Genomic DNA, 19,594 nt, shown 5'->3' with positions numbered 1-19,594 from the left:
CAATACATGGCGATACGGTTTAATTGGTTAAATATGCAGCTTAAAGTGGAACAACTTTATTTGCACATGGACCTTTTTGGCCTTGGCCAACTTCAAATTCAACGGCTTGACCATCATTCAAAGTTGCGTAACCACCGCCAGCTTGGATCTCTGAGTGATGAACAAACAAATCTTTGCTGCCATCTTCAGGTGTAATGAAACCGAAACCTTTATCGGCGTTGAACCACTTAACTGTACCTTTACTCATTTTTTTTACTCATACTGTTGGTGAAATATAAAAATTATATTCGAATTCACCAGTTCGAATACAAAACTAAACTGTTAGATTGCGCTAAAAGTACTGCTATAGCTTAAAGGCAGAGTTAACACTCAAACACTGTCAATACCATGCCCGCATTCTCGAGTAACTGCAAGCGGCATGACCAGAGTAACACAGTTAAAGGGATTAATGTTGAGACCTCTATTTGTTATTTCTGTAATAAATTAGAACAATAATGCGCTAATTAGCCGTAAAAATGATATCGCCATAGTAGGATTCTGCTTTGCTACCGCTATTATCGGTGTCGGTCATAATGGCGATAACATCAATATAACGATAGGCCTGGAGATTTGCTTGGGCACTTCCTTTATCACCAAAATATTTAATGAGATCGTCATAAACATTGCGTTTTTCACTGTACCATTGGCTGATTAGGTCATCCCTTCCGCGTATTGATAGCATTTTGACATTAGCCCCAGCAAAGGCATTGTTCCACACTCGTCCTTTATCCTGACGGCTTGACCACACATAGCTTAAACACTGAGTGTTCCAAAACAACAACCCGCCGTCGATAAGCACATAGATTCTGGCTACGTAATCATCCCCCCGCTTACTCTGTTCATCCAATAATGGAAGCTTACTTTCGCTTAACCAGCTCCAATTGATAAAGGGCGTTGCTAACAAATCAATTTGCGTTCTTAACAAAAGACCTGAGGCTGAATTATCACTCTTTGCCTGTATCGCAATGCGATTTTTATACTGTAATACACGGTATTGGGTTTCCCTTGAGAAAACCTCATGCTCCCAATCCTTAAGACCGTTGTCCTGTAAAGAGCTTACATTATTCGAAGCAAAGGCACTCAAACTAAGCACGACAGCAAGGACTAACACTACACATCGAAACATTGGCTATTCCCTACAAGTATGTATTCGGATGAAGAAAATATCGGCGAAAGCTAAAAATAACTGTAATCCCTTAGGCTAGCTAGATGTCTTATTCTATACCTCGTTTGCTGTAACCACTGCGGAGCATCTATTCGGTATGTTGATTGAGTAACTGGTATTGCTGGCTGAGTTCTATTTCTTGTTTACTCAATCTATACATAGCAAAAAATAAAAGCGCTGTAATCGGATTAAAAAATGGGAAAAGTTGAATACCGGTCAAAGCTAACAATTGACCTCGACTTCTTTTTGAAATGGCTCTTTGTATCCAGAATGCATACGCCAGAGAGAAAAAGACCATCGCATACAAGACAAACGGTGAAAAACCCAACTCTTGATTCATTATTTCTGGCACAAATATCCAGACACCTGCCCCCAATACAATCACAGCAACGGATAGCCAATGAACAATCAGAAATAGCTTTCTAAACCAGCCTAAGCTAGAAAAATTCAATTGGTAGTTATTAATGTCCATATTTATCCTCAAGTTAAAACCCTTCACGGCAGCGCCACTCTCATCCGTCAACCTTTCAAACACTCAGTGAGTAAAAAACACCCGCGCTAAGAAGTGTTGTCATCACATAAAAACCACCAGAATAATTATCACTAATTCATATGGAATTCAGTTAGATAGAGCAAGAAATCACAATATTGTAATTATCCTAAAACTGAAACAGCATGATCATAGAGAACGTGACAGTCTAAAATGCTGACAGTTAGCCTACACGATCAACTCTCTCGTGATGTTGTAGATTATTGCTTGATTCTTCAGGAAGGCTTGAGAAATGGGCTTGTCTCGATATGTATATGTCAATACATAGTCACCAAAACGCATACGCCAATGGCCACTGCCTAGATTAGACTCAATAATCGAAGTCAGACAGGCCCCACTTACCAGTGGACAAAATGGCTTTGAAAGCGACCAAACAAAACGTTACTTATTTAAGTATGCTCTTAGGATATCCGTCGCCGAGACAATGCCTATAAAAATGGTACCTTCCATGACCACGAGGTGGTGAACTTTCTCTTTCACCATTAGCTCACCCGCTTCCTGAACAGACATATCAGGAGCGACTTCAATCACCTTATGAGTGCATAGCTCCCATGCATGTTCTAACTTGGGGTTCACGTGCAAGGTATTAAAATGCACTAAGTCGGTAGCACTTATCACCCCGAAGATTTTGCCGTCGGGTGTTAACACAGGTACACAATGCAGCTTGTTAGCATCTAGAACTTCACAGACTTTTTCAGCCGAATCATCAAGCTCTACACTAATCACGTTGCTTTCCATAAAGGAAGTTACTCGACTATTCATAGTACCCTCACTCTTTAATTTACTAACAGCCCTGTATTATCGATAAAATACTCTGTTCGTGTTTAATTATAGTTAGATAACCCGCCTTTCGCTTCTGATATATCGGCTAATAATTAGCGATTAACAGACTGTTGCGGTAAGTTATTCCAAAGCTTGAGACTATAGTAAACGGGCATATGGTCGGTAAAACTGATCGAAGTGTCTGCTTGCCACTGCTTTAAATTATCGCGCCATTCTTTAAATGACTCTAACAGGTGCTGGTTTATCTCATTTAAATCCATGTTGAGGCTTTTACGGCGAGCTTCCTGCGATTTAAAGGTGCTAAGCACTAACTGCTTATATTGCTCAGAACTCTTCTCTGGTCGCTGATATTCAAGGGTTTGGTCGCTGTGAATATAAACCAACTCACCGGTACTTTCGAAGCAAAACTTTAGCGCGGGTAAATTCGGTGGCAACATCGGGATCGGATCTCTGGCGTGCTCTATTCGCCATGCTGGACGATTGTCTATTAGGCCGTTAAACGCTTTATCACCAACTCTTGGGGCACCATATATATACAAGCCTGTAGCCCGCTTAGTTTTAGCAAAACATAAACTGGCCAGGGCCCCACCTAAACTATGTCCTGTCATCCACATTGGTCGATTGGGGTACAGATCGATTTGCTGCTGAATAAATGCAGCCAATCCAGCTTGGCCCTGCCAAATCTCATCTAGCGCCTTTTGAAACCCGGTATGTACCCGCCCACCTTCGGCAAAAGAACTGGGTAAGGCGTCTAGATCACTTCTTAGTTCATATAAAGCAGATAACGATTTTAGCTCGGTGCCACGAAAACTAATGATTAACACATCTTCATTTGCGGCAGCCATACATTCGGTACCGGTACCTTGGAAGAACCTAAACTGCTCAAAGCCCGCCAGCTTATAGGCCATTCGAGCGAACCCCGGGTGGGTATACGCCAGCAGAGCACAATCGGCTAACCACCAAGCGTTCACCTTGGAAAACACCGTATTGGTGGGCTCGAACGGATGCGTCTCTGCTGCATCAAAATACACATACCCCATATCAGGTGGCACAATATCGTAGCTTTTGGGATCAGGAATAGGCTTTATCAATGTCATCACTCATCACTTATGACTAAGCGCCTAGCTTACCTCATTGATAAGCTAAGCGGCTAAAGGCGAACAGCAGTTATTTTTGAAAATTTGAACTGAGCGAATACTTCAGCACATTTGCAGTAACAACTAAATGATGGCTAGCAGCAAACAAACCACCACAAAGCTAATTCAACGATGGGGCGTAAACCTAAATAGCGTGTGAGAAAAAAAACCACCTACTAATGCAGGTGGTTTCTGAAAAGGTTTATTCTAATGTCGGTCTAATTACTGATAACTAATTTCACCTTGGTCATCGAAGTCTGCCGCGTTGATCGGGCTATGCTGCTGCATAAAGGCTTTTAACACCTCGGCATCAACAAAACCGGTATCCACAAAACCGCTATGCTCAGTTATTTTAGGGTAACCGTCGCCGCCAGACGCATTGAAGTTAGGAATGGTAAAACGATAGCTTTCACTTTCTTGCAAGGCTTTACCACCAATCACTACATCACTCACCTTGCCATTAATCACTCGCATACTTATACCTGCAAATTGCGCATAAGCACCAGTATCTACCGGCATAGCAGCCACAACCGCAAGGTATTCTAATACTTCCGCGCCAGTCATATCCACATAGGTAATGGTATTAGAAAATGGCTGAACGGTAAGCACATCTTTATAGCTCACTGCGCCTTCTTCAATAGAGGCCCGCACTCCGCCAGAGTTCATTACCGAAAAGTCAGCATTCACTCGTTGCATATGAGCCGAAGCAATTAAACGCCCCAAGTTAGTTTGACCAAAACGAACTTTGTCTCGATCTCCAATTAAGCGGCCGCTGAGATCGGCAATTTCAACATTTAGCTGTTCTTGACCCTGTTCTTGATAAGGAGTCAGCAGGGCGAGAACCGCAGGGTCTTGCGCGATTTCATCCTGCACAAATACCCGTTGTTTTTTTCCATCTACTTTTATTTTTTTCTTTAGGTTAACCGGTATCAGCTGGTAGCTATCTAGGGAAAACTCGCCATTTTTAAACGTATAGTCGGCACGACCAACATATTTACCCCATTCATGGGCTTGAACGATCCACGTTCCATTTTGCTGGTCAGGCTTGCAATCATCACCCGGTTTGAAAGATTCTGCATAGTGATTATCACCTTCCATACAGACAGGCTCTTGAGAATGCCCCCCCACTATTAGGTCTAACTCACCATGGTTCAAGGAGCGAGCCAAGCTCACATCACCGGGTGCATTTACGCCATGTTTTGCATTGGCATAATGCCCCATATGAGTCACAGCAAACACTAAATCTGGCTGTTCCTTTTGGTATAACTCTGCGATGACCTGCTTTGCTTCAAGCTTGGGATCGCGAAACTCTAAGTCAGCCACCGTATCCGGATGAACTAACTTATAAGTATCTTCTGTAGTAAAGCCGATAACCGCAACTTTAACCCCCTGCAAATCAAAGGTTTGATAAGCTTGGAACTTACGTTCACCACTAGATTTTTGATAAATATTGGCTGACAAAAAAGGAAAACCGGCCCACTGTTGCTGCTTAGCCAAAACGTCTAAAGCATTATCAAATTCGTGATTACCTAAAGCCATAGCATCATAGCCCAGTAGGTTCATACCTTTAAAGTCAGGCTCTGCATCCAGTAGATCTGACTCCGGTACACCGGTATTAATGTCACCACCAGAGAGTAATAATACACTGCCCCCCTCGGCGGCAACCTCTTGCCGAATACTGTCAATTAGGGTTTTACGCGCGGCTAAACCATATTCACCATATTTATTCTGCCAAAAACGGCCATGATGATCATTGGTATGTAATACCGTTATTTGATAACTGCGGTCTACTTGCCAAGTTTGACTAGGCTCAGAGCTGCAGCCTACTAGCAGCCCCACTATCAATAATGAGGGGAGAATTCCGGTACGGTAAGCTATCTTCATCTTCAATCCTTGATGACATCAATAAGTTGCTTAATCATAGTTCAACAACAAGCTCTTATAACAGGCTAACAGGGATATAATTGCTTAAACCACAGCAAAAATTTACATCTTAGCCTAAGGTGTTGATGCTTATCAAAATCTGCTTAATTGAAAACATAACTTGGGCTAGATCAATAAACCCCAAATGATAATGATTTACATTTAGATTAAATGATAACTCGAGTAAGTCATGTCTAGCACAACCTGTTCAAGCAACATCGTATTACCTGAAATAATGACCGGTCAAGCAAGCCCTTCTCCACTGCAGTTCGCCTTTACCCAAAAAACCGCAGCGCATGCCAAACACGGGCAAAGAAAAACCCTCACTGGAGATGAAGCACATCGTGAATTGCGTAAACACTTAGATACTCCGGCTACAAGCCTACGCCCGCGGGCTATCTACATACATGTTCCCTTTTGTCGGGTTCGTTGTAGCTTTTGCAATTTCTTTCAATACGCCAGTAGCCAGCAAATGATGGATGATTACTTTAAGCTGTTGGAACAAGAGCTAATTGCTAAGTCTCAGTATGCATGGAGCCAAGCAAAACCATTTGATGCTGTTTACGTAGGCGGCGGCACTCCTACCGATTTGACCGCAGAGCAATTATTAAGGCTTGGTAAACTAATTCGCCGCTATTTTTCGCTCACTACCCTTTGCGAAATAACCCTTGAAGGTCGGCTAAATCGCTTTACTGACGACAAGTTTCAAGCAGCCTTAGACGGCGGTTTTAACCGTTTTTCCTTCGGTGTTCAAAGCTTTAACTCTACAGTACGTAAAGCGGCAAAAAGGCTAGATAAACGTGAATACATACTTGAGCGCTTACACCAACTCACTGATTCAGGTAGCGCGACTATCGCTATCGACTTGATTTATGGTTTACCACATCAAACTCCTGAAAATTGGCAGCAAGACTTGCAAGATGTGGTTTCCAGCGGTGTACATGGGGTAGATTTGTATCAGCTACTCACCTTTGGCGGTAGCGGCTTACAACGCAATATTGATGCTGGTAGAGCAAACGTTCCTTTAAGCACTAGCGACAAGGCCTTAATGTATCAACAAGGCCACCAGTTCTTTAAGGAAAAAGCATTCTCGCAATTAAGTTACTGTCATTGGGCTAGTCACCCTAGGGAACAAAGTCGCTACAACAGCTTAGCTAAACAGGGGGCAGAAATACTGCCTATTGGTGCTGGTGCCGGTGGAAATATCAATGGTTATGGGCTTATGCAGGCAAGAAACATTGATAGTTGGAGAACAGGTATTGAGCATAATCACTGGAGTTTCGAGCAACTCAGCTTACCCGCTGCAAACGCAGAATTAACTGCCGCAATTACCAGCGCCTGTGATCGAGGGGTGATTAAAGCTAGTGCATTTACCAATGGTCAAACACTATTTAAACAATGCCAACCTCTATTTGAAGCGTGGAAACGTAACGGTTTGGTAAGCACGGCTGACGACCAAGTAAAACTCAGTCTTGCTGGGCAATTTTGGTCGGTAAATTTAGCCAACGCCATGAGCAGTTACATACAGCAATATACGAGCATTTAAGTTGCCATTCCAAACCCATGACGAAAAATGCACACCCTACGGTTGTTTATTTCGCTCGGAAGCACGATGATTCAAGCACGCTGATTTTATAAAACTAAAAGGGATTTTGGTGTTTGGATCTGTAAGAACTTTCTGGGCTTTAATGGTGGTATTTGGTCATATATTTTGGCTCAGCGACTTTGGTCGCTTTGCTGTCTTTGGCTTCTATATTCTTAGTGGCTACCTCATGACTTATGTGATGCAAAATAGTTACGGGTATAGCAATAGTGGCCGTAAACGATTCGCCCTTAATCGCTTTTTACGGCTTTACCCAGCCTATTGGTTTGCCTGTATCACCAGCCTTATTTTACTCATAGTGTTGGCCAACTATCTACCTGAGACGGGCTTTTCAACAATACGATTACCGCATGATAGCTTAAGTATTCTATCTAACATTACGATGATTTTCCCACACTGGATCCCTCATACGATTACTCCACGATTGTCGCCCGCCACTTGGGCGCTTACGGTAGAAATATTCTTTTATATCGCCATTTGTTTAGGTGTATCTAAAACATTAATAAGAACCTATATTTGGTTGGGCTTATCGATAGCTTTCGTAGTGTTTAGCTACACAGTTGATTTATTTTGGCATGCTCGTTACTTCTCTATTCCAGCAGGTTCTTTGCCCTTTGCAATAGGCTCACTGATTTACTTTATGGTAAAAAACCAAAGCATCCCTAAAAGCTGGAACGTGTTTTTAAAACACCCCGCGGTTATTTTGATCCTTATGGTAACTATTTCAGCGGTAGTGGCGTGGCTAATACCTCAAGGTTTAGACCATCGTGTCGTTGAACTACTCTTTTACTTAAACATGCTAATTAGTGCTCTATTAGTGATGAGCTTGGCAATGGGTTACCAAGTGAGCCATTTAATAAGTAAGAACTTAGACAAGTTTATTGGCGACTTTTCATACCCCATTTACCTTCTTCACTACCAAGCATCGATGATCGCAAGTGTGCTCTTACTAGGCGAAGTAGCGAGGTTTAAGCCTGTTTTTGGTAGCCTTGATTTGGTGACCGTGTTCACTTTACTCACATTGCTATCACTGATAGTTATAAAGTGTATAGATATACCAGTAGAAAGACTCCGACGAGCAATACGACGTTCTAAGTAATTCTCGATTATTTAGGAGCGGGAGATGAAACGAAAAAAGCCACGCGATAGCGTGGCTTTTTAAAATGGCGGAGGAGGAGAGATTTGAACTCTCGAAGGGCTATTAACCCTTGCCGGTTTTCAAGACCGGTGCATTCGACCACTCTGCCACCCCTCCGCAGGGGTGTTGCTGCGATTAAAAAAGCCATGCTTTGCATGGCAGTCTTAATATGGCGGAGGAGGAGAGATTTGAACTCTCGAAGGGCTATTAACCCTTGCCGGTTTTCAAGACCGGTGCATTCGACCACTCTGCCACCCCTCCGCAGCGGTGTGAATATTACGTATATGACTTTCAAAAGTAAAGGCTAATTCTGTTCAACCGCTCGCAATTCAGTCAATTGGACTGAAGTTTCTGATTAAGTGATGAAATCTTAATCACCACTGGCAACGAAAGGATAACTAACCCCTATTTGATTCAATATTTCATCCATCACTTGCATGGTAGCAACACTGTCATTCCAACTAATCACCTCACTTTGAAGCTTGCCATTGCGAACGCAGCGCATCACTTCTTCAATTTGGTATTCAAAGCCAGAGGCCTTAAATGGAAAGTCGAATGTTTTCTCTACTTCTCCGCTAATGCAAATAGAGGCCTTAGTAGCGACCCAAAACATACTGGGGATCGTAATCCGCCCTTTGGTACCGTAAATAGTAAAGTCATTTGCGGTATCGGCCAGAAAGTTACAGGTGAACTGACTTACAGCCGTTGGGTAGCGCAATATTGCCGTGGTACGTTCGTCGACGCCGGTCACGCCTACATGCCCATCGGCAAGTACACTAACCGGATTATCCCCCATCACAAATTGCGATAACGACACATTATATACCCCCATATCCAGTAGCGAGCCACCAGCAAGCTCTAGATTAAGTAAGCGGTCAGTTTCGTCTCGGGGAATATTGAAGCCAAATGAAGAGTTGATCAGCTTGATGTCGCCAATGCATTTTTCGTCCAGCCAACGACGAACTTGCTGCCAAGCAGGTTGAAACCTAGACCATAGCGCTTCCATCAAAAAAACATTATTTTGCTGGGCAATGTCGACAAGCTGTTGCGACTGTTTGGCGGTAACAGTTAAGGGTTTCTCGCACAGCACGGCTTTACCCGCTTCTAAGCACATTTTTATACTGTCAAAATGAAAACGATGTGGATTAGCAATATAGATGGCATCCACCGCGGGATCATTAACCAAGCATTGATAATCATCCATGGCATGCTGAGCTGAAAAATCTGCTGCAAACGCTTTAGCTCTATCTAAATTAGAGCTGGCGACCGCATAAAGACAAGCATCAGGAATAACCGCTAAGCCTTCAGCAAAGTTGCGGGCTATCCTACCGGGGGCTATCACCCCCCAATTAAACATTTCGGTTGACATACAGCCTTCTATAAGTGAACACTAAAAAAAACATAGTACCCCGTCTTTGTTGGCTTACCAGCCACATTTTACCCCGTAGCTAAGCATAATAGTAAACTGTGAGTCAGCTCAAAATGACAGGCCAGCCAATGAAATAATTCATCATTAATATGCAGCAAAACATTACACCGCAGATCTACTAAGATCTGCAGCTAAGCGCTTATTCGCACTACGACTTAAATATCCAACCAAGATGACTAGACTACATAGCGAGAGTAACTGCCAGAGCCATGGTAATGGGCATAATAACAGTAAGGCTAAGAGCCCAAATGAAGCTCGTTCCCACAACAACAATTTACGTTTGTGCCAGCCTTGCATGACTAAAGTAAAGGCATATAAACCCGGAAGAGCAAAAGTAAACACCCACAACGCAGCCAGCCAGTCGCCATGGACGAGCGGCGTATAGGCAAATAATAGTGGAATAATATAAAGGCCTTTAGCAATCTTCCAAGAGGTAAATCCGGTGGCCATTGGCGGTGATTTAGCAATAGCTGCAGCCGTAAAGGTACATAGGCATACCGGAGGGGTAACATTGCTATCTTGCGATAACCAAAATATCACCAGATGCGATGCTAACAGCAGCATCGCGATGGTAGCATCGTCAAGCAACATCGGTCTTAACAGCGCCATCATTTCATCTGGCATTTGTTGTATCAACTGTTGCGCCTGACTAACACTCAAAGCCCCCTGCTCTGGGCTCACGCCAACTAAGGCTAATACAGCTTGAACCTCGGCACTAATGTCACCCGAACTTAAAACATTAACTAACTCTGTATTGGCCATTAATTGCAACAATGCAGGTGCAGATAAGGTCGCTAATACAATATAAGATGCCGTTACTGGCAGTCCCATACCCAGCACTAAAGAAGCGATGGCCACCAATAGCATTGCCACTAATAAGCTCCCGCCTGACCACTCTGTAATCATCAAAGAAAAGGTATTGCCAATTCCAGCAGTAGCGATGACATTAACAATCAGACCTACCGAGCATAACAGAATGGCTGTCACCACCATGTTTCTAGAACCCAAAGCAAACGCGTCTGCGATGGCTCTTAACCCCATTTTGTTAGGGGTAAACCATGAACTGACGATAACAGCAATGATGGCAACAACCGCTGCGTAAGTGGGAGTGTAGCCAATCACTAACAGCACAATAAGCAAGGTAACAGGAACAATAAACGACAAGCCTTCTCGCATTACCATCGGCAATAAGGGAGCACTAGGTTCCATTATTCGAGTCAAACCAGACTTATAAGATTCGGTGCGCACATAAAAAACTAAAGAGGCAAAATACAAAATAGCGGGCAATATGCTTACCATTACAATAGTACTGTAAGGGATCTGCGTATAACTGGCCATGACAAACGCCCCTGCCCCCATTATAGGCGGAACGATTTGCCCGCCAGTAGAAGCGGAGGCTTCAACAGCAGCAGCAAAGCGCGCACTAAAGCCAGCGTTTTTCATTAAGGGAATGGTCACCACACCTGTAGAGGCCGTGTTAGCAACCGCACTACCAGAAATTGTTCCTGTTAATCCGGAGGCAATTATTGCCACAATACCAGGGCCACCAACCATGCGACTGGCGATGCTTTTAGAGAGGTGAATAACAAAGTCGCCAGCCCCTGAACGTAATAAAAAAGCACCAAACAAAATGAACATGAAAACAAAGCTAGCGGATATTCTAGCGATGTTGCCAAAGATGGCATCATCGCCATAAATACTTCTAAATAACAGCGTTTCTAAACTTAAACCTTTAAATTGAAATACCCCAGGAACGTAATTGCCCCACCAAGCCAGATAAGAAATAGCAGTAACAATGAGAACCGGAATAACCCAACCGGTCGCTCGGCGGGTCATATCGATGGCTCCCACTATAACAATGGTTCCACATAGCCAATCTAGAGCAACAAGACGAACCCCCCGTTCATAGATCAAGTCTTCAGCAAACAACAAATACACCGCAGAGCATGCGATAGCCACTACCCACCCCCGGTCTAGCCAAGTGGTGAAACGATGTTTTGCTAGCGGCTTCAGTAAACCGCACAATAAAACGAAGCCCGCAAAGTGCAAAATATTTTGTTGTAACACCGCTATGTCGGCAAAAATATTAAAATAAACATGGCCGAGACTAATAATGATCCCTAGAACATACACCAGAGGGACGGCACGCGTGTCTTCAATTTCTTGACGAATACTTTCAGGTACAGCATTCCATTGCATAGTAAAAATATCCTGGGAAGTGGTTAGTTAAATAGCCCCTGACAGGGGCTATCTAGCTGAAAAGACTTAGTTAGCAACTAAGTTATCTGGGATGGTTAACCCTGCTTCTCGGTAATAGCGAGCGGCGCCAGGGTGAAGTGGTGCAGGCAAACCGGCTAATGCTTTCTCTAAAGCCATCGCATTGGTGGCTTTATGAATCGCCTGCAAAAAACCGAGGTTTTCATAAATAGTTTTGGTGAGCAGGTAAACAAACTCTTCATCAACATCGGCGTGTACCGCCAAGAAATTTGGCTGAGCCATGGTGTTCCAATCATTATCTTGTTTTGGGTAAGTCCCAGCCGGAATCACATAGCGGGTCCATAAACCTAAGCCCCCATTGGCTTGCTCTATTTGCTGGTCAGTAACATCTAGAGGGGCGACATCTTTTGCAGCCGCTGCAAATAACTTAGTCACGGCACCGGTTGGTGCACCAGCGGGTGTATTAATACCGGCTACTTGACCATTTTGTAGTGCTTCAGCAGAAGGGCCATATCCAGCAGAAAACAATTCCATTTGCTTGTCGATATCAACCCCTAAGTTACCTAACAAAAAGCGATTAGACCCGATTGTGCCGGAGTTCTTTTTACCTAATGCAAGCTTCTCACCCGTTAGGGCCAGTAAATCACTGAGGTCACCATTCTTGGCATACTCTTTCTTAACCACAAATTGCTCAACGTTCTGCCATAACATGGTGATAGAGCGTAAATGGGCTTGCTTGCCTTCTTTTTCAAGCGGGCCCGTGCCATTCACTGCATAAGAGCCATATAAGCCTTGTAAAATCGCAAATTGCGCTTCTTTATCACGCAGCAGTTTAATATTTTCACCGGAACCGGCCGAGTTAATCGCAGAGACACTGACTTTGTGTTTCGGTTGGATTTTCACTTTAGTTAAGGTAGCTAAAGCCACACCAACTGGGTAATAAGTACCACCTGTACTGGCAGTCGCTAATAGGTAATTAGTGCCGCTATCAGCTTGCACGGTAAAGGTTAAAACACTAGCAAGTAGTGCAGCCTTTCTAAGCCAGAAACGCATAGTTTTACTCTCCTTAGTAACAGACTTACTGAAGCTGAAGCCAAACCGACAATTTATGAGACGACACTTCAATGATTTTGTTGATTTTTCATCCTAAACACTACTCATAACATTAACAAGGCATTAACATCTTTCTACTACTAAAGTAGCAGTTATATTGACCTTTAAGGGCTATTCAAAATACTTGGTATATAAGTCGCTATAATCTTGAGATAAGCGGACTTGCGCTAAGGCTTGTTGAAAACGATTGAGCTCCTTAGTACTTAAAGATGAGTTAAAGGCAAAGCAATATTCTTTCTCAAAAAGTTGATATATCGGTTTAAAGCTACGCGGGTGGTCATCTAAATACTCTGAAACTAGCGCAATCATGTCTACCCTTCGCAAGGCTAATAACTTAAATGATTGCTCCACTGATTTGGTAGGCACTGCGCTAAACTGTAAGCCAGCTTTGTGCAAATAAGCTTCTATGGCTTGATCTTTTAAGACCGCGATTTTATAAGCGCTTAAATCAGCCAAATTTTGGACAGATAATTGGCTATCACTGAGTACATACAAATTTGCACTGCTTCGATTAATGGGACAAGCCCAGTGAAATAGAGGAAAACGTTGTTCAGTTTTTATGGTCGAAAACAGTGCTGTGTAGTCAAGCTTTTCAAGTAAAGTGTAACCACGCTTCCAGGGCACAATTTTCACCTCTGGAGGTGGGCTACCCAACTGTTTAAACACTAAACCCAGTAACTCAACGGAAAAGCCTGTGACTTGCAGATTTTCGGTATAGTTGTACGGGAAAAACTCTTCACTATAAAAAGTTATCTCTTCAAGGCTATGCGCTTTAGTTGTGCTACTAAGTAAGCCACTAAGAAAAATGACAACCGCCCCTATATGACGCAACATATTGATCCTTATATAAAGTAGCAACGACTCACAAAAGTGGTCAAAGACAAACAGTCCACCAGCGATAGCACTTAGGATAAACTCCAAGTACACTCTCTTTTCATTCTTTAAAAGAGTCATCGTTTTGAAATTCAACCGGCTGTTTACGACAGCAATTATGGGTATATTTTGCTTCTCTCTTTCTGCTGAAAGTTGGCCAGAGCCAGCAGCGAAGTCCCAGCACAAACGAACAATTAAACAAGTAGTTAAGACTTACCATAACGATAGTCTAAAGCGCCTATTACCGCTATTTGTTGCCGCTAAAGTCGATTACCCGCCACACAAAATAACGCTACTGGCCAGCAAACGCTCTCGTAGACTTGAATTATGGGCAGATAGCGGTGAAGGCCCTAGATATATCCATACTTATTGGATCCGCCATGCTAGCGGTACTGCAGGCCCTAAATTAAGAGAAGGTGACTTACAAGTGCCTGAAGGCATTTATCAAATAGAAGCGCTTAATCCCAACAGCAACTTTCATTTGTCGATGAAGCTTAACTACCCCAACAGCTTTGATTTGAAAAAGGCTAAGCAAGAGCAACGCCACCGTCCAGGATCAAACATATTTATTCACGGAAAAGCGTCTTCGGTAGGCTGCTTAGCAATGGGAGACCAAAATATTGAGGACCTATTTATTTTGGTAGAGCGAATAGGCCCAGGTAATAGCAAAGTCGTTATTGCCCCTCATGACCCAAGGCTACTGCCGCTATTTCCGGTACCTGATCACCTACCTGAATGGACAGCTGATTTGTACCAACAAATTCAAGGTGAATTTGAACAGTTTATTGAATAATTTATGGCTAGGTTATAAGAGAAACTAACGAGGTAGCCTAATTCGAAATCCTAATCCTTGAGGCTCAGCATTAAAACACTCAATGCTGCCCATTAAGTGCTGGTGAACCAGGTTATATACTTGGTTTAACCCTAAACCAACATTGCCTGCACTTCGATGGGTTGTATAGAACGGATTAAAAATCAATCCCAAATCATCATTTTGCACCCCTGAACCATTATCTTGATAATTAATGCAAATCTGCTCTTGCTGCGCGTCTATATAAACTTTGAGATGCGGAAAGCTATGTTTGCTGAAGCCGTGTTGAATAGAGTTATCGATTAAACAAGAAAGTATTAGCTCTAACGCTCGTTGGTTAATCAGTAAACTGGGGTTACTACCACTAATGGATAACTGAATGTGTAATTCACTAAAGGGTTGTAACAGCATTTTTAAGTGCTGTTCAAGCCACGTTTTTAGCTTAATTTGCTGTAAGTTCTCATCGATATCACTACCCGCTAAGGATTTAAAAGTATTTACTAAGGCCGCCGAGCGTTGCAAACTACTTTCCAATAACTCACAGCCTTTGGCACCTTGACTTAGCATTTCCTGCAGTTCTGATTTGGCTAAGGTCCCTTCAGCCAAGCTTTTTTCAATAACTTGGTAATTACTCGCTAGCTGCGAAGCGGCAGTAATACCCACACCCAAGGGCGTATTTAACTCATGTGCCATACCCGCAACTAACCCACCTAAGGCGGCCATTTTTTCTTGTTCTACTAGCTGTAATTGAGTGTCATTAAGCTTCTCTAAAGTATGCTTTAGGGTTGAGTTAGCTTCTTCCAGCTGATAGGTGCGTGCCACCACGCGCTGTTCCAATTGCTCTTGATCACTAATCACTTTGGTGGCCATACTTTTCAATAAGCCTCCTACTTGATTAAACTCTTCAAAAGCCAAATGCGGTACTTGGGTATCGTACTTACCTTGCGAGTACTTAGACACCAAGTGGCTTAATTTGCTTAGCGGTTCAACAATGCGTTTCATCAATAACACAGCAATTATTGTTACCAGTGCAAATACAAACAACAAAATGAGCACAAGATTGAATTGCCGTTCTACTAACAAGCTCCATAAAGAACGGCTTTGAGCGCTAAGTGACAACGACAACGGCTCGGGCATATTGTCTAAGAACAGATCTACATCTATATAAAACCGTCGGAGCGGTACTTCGCCTTTGTTGCCGCGAAATAGAAGCTGTTGTGAAAAAAATAATTCCAAAGAGCCTTGTTGCTCAATTCTCGACTCAACCGCATGCCAAATTGATTGCATTGGAATAAAAACAATTAGCGTTCCTACTTGTTGGCTTTCTTTGAGCGCGTTCAAATTTGACTGCATAATTGGCTGCATCAGTAGCAAGCCCGAGTCGCTGTATATGTCGCGCCCATCAGCAACCAGTTGGGCGAATTCAGGGTTTTGATAAACTTCAATTAAGGTTTGGCTATTGCCTAATTTTACCTGCTGGTTTAAACGGTCTATCGCGGGAAGGTGGGCTTGTATATCAAGCACCTCAGCCTGAAGCGGCGCGCCTTCGATAATTCGCCCTTCTGAATCAACAATATAAATAGCCGACACCCAGTCATTTTGTTGTAGCAACTCACTAATTAGTTGGTTAGATTGAAAACCAAAGATAGCCGACGTAGGCGTTAATATAATGTCATTCACCTGCGCTAAGCTTTGTAAATCTAGAGAGACTTGCTGAACTCGATGCTGAATACTTTGCGCAATATTATTAGCTTTTAAATACAGAGTTTGAGTAACACCTTGTTGATCTTGCTCGGAAATTTGCTTTAACAAGAATGAACCAATAAGAATACTCGGCAGCAAAGCTCCCAGCAGAATGCTGATAGTTAAGAACGTTCGAAGTTGATTAATTTTTACGCTCATTACTTTGCTTGCTGCCCGTAATCTCTATCGGCATATTGCTGCATATATCCACTGGCTTTTTCAGCATCAACTAACCCTTTGTTGAATAACTCGAAACCTTTGCGCATGCCAACCCAAGCGCTCGCTTGAGCGGCCTCTGCAGACATTGGCACAGCAAGCTCTAGCTGACTAAGAATAGCTTGCTCATTGCTAGTAGATTGTTGTTTTATTTGCTGAATCAGGGCTGAGTTAGCTGGCAAAAAACGAGCCTGAGTATGCAAGCGGAGTTGTACTTCAGGTGTCTGTAAAAATTCACTTAATTGGCGCAGTGCAGCCGCTTTAGCTGACGACAAACTTTGGTTAGGAAAAACCAATACTAAACTTGATGATAAAGGTCGAAAAGGACGCTCACCAATGCTTGGTATTACCGCAATCCCCAAGTCATCATCTAACTGCTTTTCAAAATCGTCGATGGCCCATTCACCATTGATCGCGTAGGCAACCTTTCCTTCAATAAAATCTCGATAACCACAATCATAAGCACAATCAGCAGACACTAAGTTGCGCGTGGCAATATTTCGATAAAAGTTTAAGGCATCATGCATTGCAGGTTCGTTCAAGGTCACTTTCTTACCACGGGTCATTCGACCACCAAAGGTATTATAGAAACCGGCAAACCAATACATTTCTGAGTAGTTCCAACCTATGGTTGCTACCCCTTGTTTTTCTATGACTGGCTGCTGTTCCAGTAACTCTTGCCACGTTTTTGCAGGTTTACCTACGAAGCGGCGGTTGTAAAATAGCATCAAGTGGTTTCCCTGCAATATTGGGATCCCGTATATTTTTTGATCGATACTAGCTGTAAGCAGCAGCTCTTTGCTCATATCACTACTAATAAGCGTTTCAGGTACCTCAGAAAATTTGGCTTGGCGGGCGATGCCAATGACATCGGAAGGGGCAAATACAACATCAGCTGACTGACCTTGCATTACCGACTTGATCAAGGTGGGTTTTAACGAGTCTGACGTAATCGTATAGATCGTGACTTGGTGATTATATTGTTTAGAAAACTCATCTAATAGCTCGCTAAAAGCTGCTTTCCCTTGCTCTCTATAATACATAAAGCTAAGTTGTTCAGCGCTTAACTTTGAGCAACAGAAAAAGATTAGTAGCAAACAAACGCGCATATTTCATCCTATGAACCACACCTAGGTTTAGTGTAGTCCAATTAACAATAATTGCGTGTTGAGATTCTATATATTGATAATTAGCAAGCACTTAAGCGCTTGCTAATTGAGTATTAGCCGTTCAAGCAGCTTGATATTTAGCGACTAAGCCAGCGCTTTTCTGGAGGCTATCACTCAACCAATCCGGTAAATTGTCAAAATCCAAATTATCCAGTAGGTTTTTAAGCTCCAAGCCCAGCTCAGTATCACCTTCTACTCTAAGACGGCGCTGAAAAAACAGCGTATCTGGGTCTTCCTGACGACCCATTAGCAAAACAAACTCATTCAAGTTACCAGAGAAACTCACGTCTGCATGTTCAACAACAGATTTTACTTTGAGCTGCTGTGCTTCAAAGGTAATAAACCAACTCGCCGATAAATCGCTGACTTCAACCTTTAACCAGCGATTCTCTAGAAAAGCGAGGTCTCCATCGTCAATGGCTTCGGCAAATGCCAATTTAAGCGCCTTTTCTAAGGCATAGCTCTGAATAGCAAATGGACAGTATCTAGCGGGGATACTTAAGATTCGTGGCATATCTTTCACTAAAGATTTCTTCAAGCTATCTAGCACCTAGGTACCTCATAAAAAATAATCGCATTGGGGCTCAAGTTTACTTAAGTTTGCCTAAGCCAAACCTGCTCTGAGTCAATATCCATTGGAACTAAGCCCAGTAGAATGATGAAAAAACTCATCAGTTGAAGGACTTATGGAATTACTATGCCCTGCAGGTTCATTGCCTGCGGTAAAAGCTGCGGTGGACCACGGTGCCGATGCTATTTATATCGGCTTTAAAGACGCGACCAACGCGCGTCACTTTGCAGGTCTAAATTTCGAAGGTAAAAAATTGGACAAAGCGGTTGACTACCTAAAACTACACCGCCGTCAATTACATGTTGCCATTAATACCTTTGCCCATCCGCAACAACAACACCTATGGTTCGCAGCCATTGACCGCGCAGTCGCTATCGGTGCTGACGTGGTGATTTTGGCGGATATAGCTTTATTAGAATATGCCCAACAAAATTACCCAGAACTCACTGTTCATTTGTCGGTGCAAGCCTCGGCGACCAACGCTTCTGCGATTGCTTTTTATCAGCGAAATTTCAATGTGAAACGGGTGGTATTGCCTAGAGTGTTATCCATTCACCAAGTAAAGCAACTGTCTCGGGCTTGTCCCGATATGGAACTGGAAGTATTTGCTTTTGGTAGCCTTTGTGTCATGGCTGAAGGTCGCTGTTATTTATCATCCTACCTGACTGGCGAGTCGCCCAATACGGTAGGCGCCTGCTCGCCGGCATCTTATGTTCGCTGGCAAGAAACCGAGCAAGGCTTAGAGTCACGTTTAAATGATATCTTAATTGATCGTTACGGGCCCAACGAAACCGCCGGTTACCCAACGCTTTGTAAAGGACGTTTCGACATTGATGGTCAGCGCTCACACGCGCTGGAAGAACCCACCAGTTTAAATACCATCGAGCTGATACCAGAACTGTTTGCCGCTAATATTTCAGCAGTGAAAATTGAAGGTCGTCAGCGCAGTCCTGCTTATGTCGCACAAGTGACTCAAGTATGGCGAGAAGCCATTGATAGTTATCAAAGCAATCCCGAGCAATTTAGTGCGAAAAACCATTGGATGAGCCAACTATCCAAATTATCGGAAGGTAGCCAAACGACCTTAGGCGCCTATCACAAGGCGTGGCAGTAAC

At 43.1% G+C, this 19,594-nt stretch carries 17 protein-coding genes and 2 tRNA genes; 4 read left to right on the top strand and 15 right to left on the bottom strand.

Annotated features, from left to right (window positions below; all coding sequences use genetic code 11):
• Positions 1 to 40: 40 nt before the first annotated feature.
• The 6 genes from M0C34_RS06650 to ushA all read right to left on the bottom strand — a co-directional run bounded on the left by M0C34_RS06650 (position 41) and on the right by ushA (position 5,557).
• Positions 41 to 247, bottom strand: coding sequence for a cold-shock protein (locus M0C34_RS06650; RefSeq protein ID WP_248714850.1), 207 nt, complete (start codon positions 245 to 247; stop codon positions 41 to 43).
• Between the two features lie 252 nt (positions 248 to 499).
• Positions 500 to 1,165: a DUF3047 domain-containing protein gene (locus M0C34_RS06645; RefSeq protein WP_248714849.1), complete on the bottom strand. Its 666-nt coding sequence runs from the start codon at positions 1,163 to 1,165 to the stop codon at positions 500 to 502.
• 127 nt (positions 1,166 to 1,292) lie between these two features.
• A complete protein-coding gene (locus tag M0C34_RS06640; RefSeq protein WP_248714848.1) occupies positions 1,293 to 1,676 on the bottom strand; it encodes a hypothetical protein in 384 nt (127 codons plus the stop codon).
• A 459-nt stretch (positions 1,677 to 2,135) separates the two neighbouring features.
• Positions 2,136 to 2,516: a CBS domain-containing protein gene (locus M0C34_RS06635; RefSeq protein WP_248714847.1), complete on the bottom strand. Its 381-nt coding sequence runs from the start codon at positions 2,514 to 2,516 to the stop codon at positions 2,136 to 2,138.
• Between the two features lie 113 nt (positions 2,517 to 2,629).
• Positions 2,630 to 3,634 (bottom strand): lipase family protein, encoded by a 1,005-nt coding sequence (locus M0C34_RS06630; RefSeq protein WP_248714846.1) that lies wholly within the window; start codon positions 3,632 to 3,634, stop codon positions 2,630 to 2,632.
• A 261-nt stretch (positions 3,635 to 3,895) separates the two neighbouring features.
• Positions 3,896 to 5,557 carry a bifunctional UDP-sugar hydrolase/5'-nucleotidase UshA gene (ushA, locus tag M0C34_RS06625; RefSeq protein WP_248714845.1) on the bottom strand — a complete coding sequence of 554 codons (1,662 nt, stop codon included), beginning with the start codon at positions 5,555 to 5,557 and terminating at the stop codon, positions 3,896 to 3,898.
• 229 nt (positions 5,558 to 5,786) lie between these two features.
• On the opposite strand from ushA, the gene hutW reads away from it, so the two are divergent.
• A complete protein-coding gene (gene hutW, locus M0C34_RS06620) occupies positions 5,787 to 7,142 on the top strand; it encodes a heme anaerobic degradation radical SAM methyltransferase ChuW/HutW (RefSeq protein WP_248714844.1) in 1,356 nt (451 codons plus the stop codon).
• Between the two features lie 109 nt (positions 7,143 to 7,251).
• Positions 7,252 to 8,298, top strand: coding sequence for an acyltransferase family protein (locus M0C34_RS06615; protein WP_248714843.1), 1,047 nt, complete (start codon positions 7,252 to 7,254; stop codon positions 8,296 to 8,298).
• A 65-nt stretch (positions 8,299 to 8,363) separates the two neighbouring features.
• Here the strand turns inward: M0C34_RS06615 and M0C34_RS06610 are convergent.
• The 6 genes from M0C34_RS06610 to M0C34_RS06585 all read right to left on the bottom strand — a co-directional run bounded on the left by M0C34_RS06610 (position 8,364) and on the right by M0C34_RS06585 (position 13,930).
• Positions 8,364 to 8,454 (bottom strand) — tRNA-Ser (locus tag M0C34_RS06610).
• 53 nt (positions 8,455 to 8,507) lie between these two features.
• Positions 8,508 to 8,598: transfer RNA gene (locus tag M0C34_RS06605), tRNA-Ser, on the bottom strand.
• A 109-nt stretch (positions 8,599 to 8,707) separates the two neighbouring features.
• Positions 8,708 to 9,706 carry a Gfo/Idh/MocA family protein gene (locus M0C34_RS06600; RefSeq protein ID WP_248714842.1) on the bottom strand — a complete coding sequence of 333 codons (999 nt, stop codon included), beginning with the start codon at positions 9,704 to 9,706 and terminating at the stop codon, positions 8,708 to 8,710.
• Positions 9,707 to 9,868: 162 nt separating this feature from the next.
• A complete protein-coding gene (locus M0C34_RS06595) occupies positions 9,869 to 11,965 on the bottom strand; it encodes a TRAP transporter permease (protein ID WP_248714841.1) in 2,097 nt (698 codons plus the stop codon).
• Positions 11,966 to 12,031: 66 nt separating this feature from the next.
• On the bottom strand, positions 12,032 to 13,036 hold the full coding sequence (locus M0C34_RS06590; protein WP_248714840.1) for a TAXI family TRAP transporter solute-binding subunit: 1,005 nt from the start codon (positions 13,034 to 13,036) through the stop codon (positions 12,032 to 12,034).
• Between the two features lie 171 nt (positions 13,037 to 13,207).
• A complete protein-coding gene (locus tag M0C34_RS06585) occupies positions 13,208 to 13,930 on the bottom strand; it encodes a substrate-binding periplasmic protein (protein ID WP_248714839.1) in 723 nt (240 codons plus the stop codon).
• A gap of 157 nt (positions 13,931 to 14,087) precedes the next feature.
• On the opposite strand from M0C34_RS06585, the gene M0C34_RS06580 reads away from it, so the two are divergent.
• Positions 14,088 to 14,762, top strand: a complete 675-nt coding sequence (locus tag M0C34_RS06580) for a L,D-transpeptidase family protein (RefSeq protein WP_248714838.1) — start codon at positions 14,088 to 14,090, stop codon at positions 14,760 to 14,762.
• A 24-nt stretch (positions 14,763 to 14,786) separates the two neighbouring features.
• Here M0C34_RS06580 and M0C34_RS06575 read toward each other — a convergent pair whose 3' ends face one another.
• The 3 genes from M0C34_RS06575 to ubiT all read right to left on the bottom strand — a co-directional run bounded on the left by M0C34_RS06575 (position 14,787) and on the right by ubiT (position 18,446).
• On the bottom strand, positions 14,787 to 16,682 hold the full coding sequence (locus M0C34_RS06575) for an ATP-binding protein (protein ID WP_248714837.1): 1,896 nt from the start codon (positions 16,680 to 16,682) through the stop codon (positions 14,787 to 14,789).
• Entirely contained in the window at positions 16,682 to 17,848 is a 1,167-nt protein-coding gene (locus M0C34_RS06570) for a sugar ABC transporter substrate-binding protein (protein ID WP_248714836.1), read from the bottom strand. Before M0C34_RS06570 ends, M0C34_RS06575 begins: the two co-directional genes overlap by 1 nt.
• 121 nt (positions 17,849 to 17,969) lie before the next feature.
• Positions 17,970 to 18,446, bottom strand: a complete 477-nt coding sequence (gene ubiT, locus M0C34_RS06565) for a ubiquinone anaerobic biosynthesis accessory factor UbiT (RefSeq protein ID WP_248714835.1) — start codon at positions 18,444 to 18,446, stop codon at positions 17,970 to 17,972.
• A gap of 148 nt (positions 18,447 to 18,594) precedes the next feature.
• Between ubiT and ubiU the strand changes: the two genes are divergently transcribed.
• Entirely contained in the window at positions 18,595 to 19,593 is a 999-nt protein-coding gene (ubiU, locus tag M0C34_RS06560) for a ubiquinone anaerobic biosynthesis protein UbiU (protein ID WP_248714834.1), read from the top strand.
• Position 19,594: the final 1 nt, after the last annotated feature.

Source organism: Agarivorans sp. TSD2052 (assembly GCF_023238625.1).
Classification (GTDB): Bacteria; Pseudomonadota; Gammaproteobacteria; order Enterobacterales; family Celerinatantimonadaceae; genus Agarivorans.
Note: the sequence above shows the minus strand (reverse complement) of the source record. Positions and strands in the feature narration are given on the sequence as shown.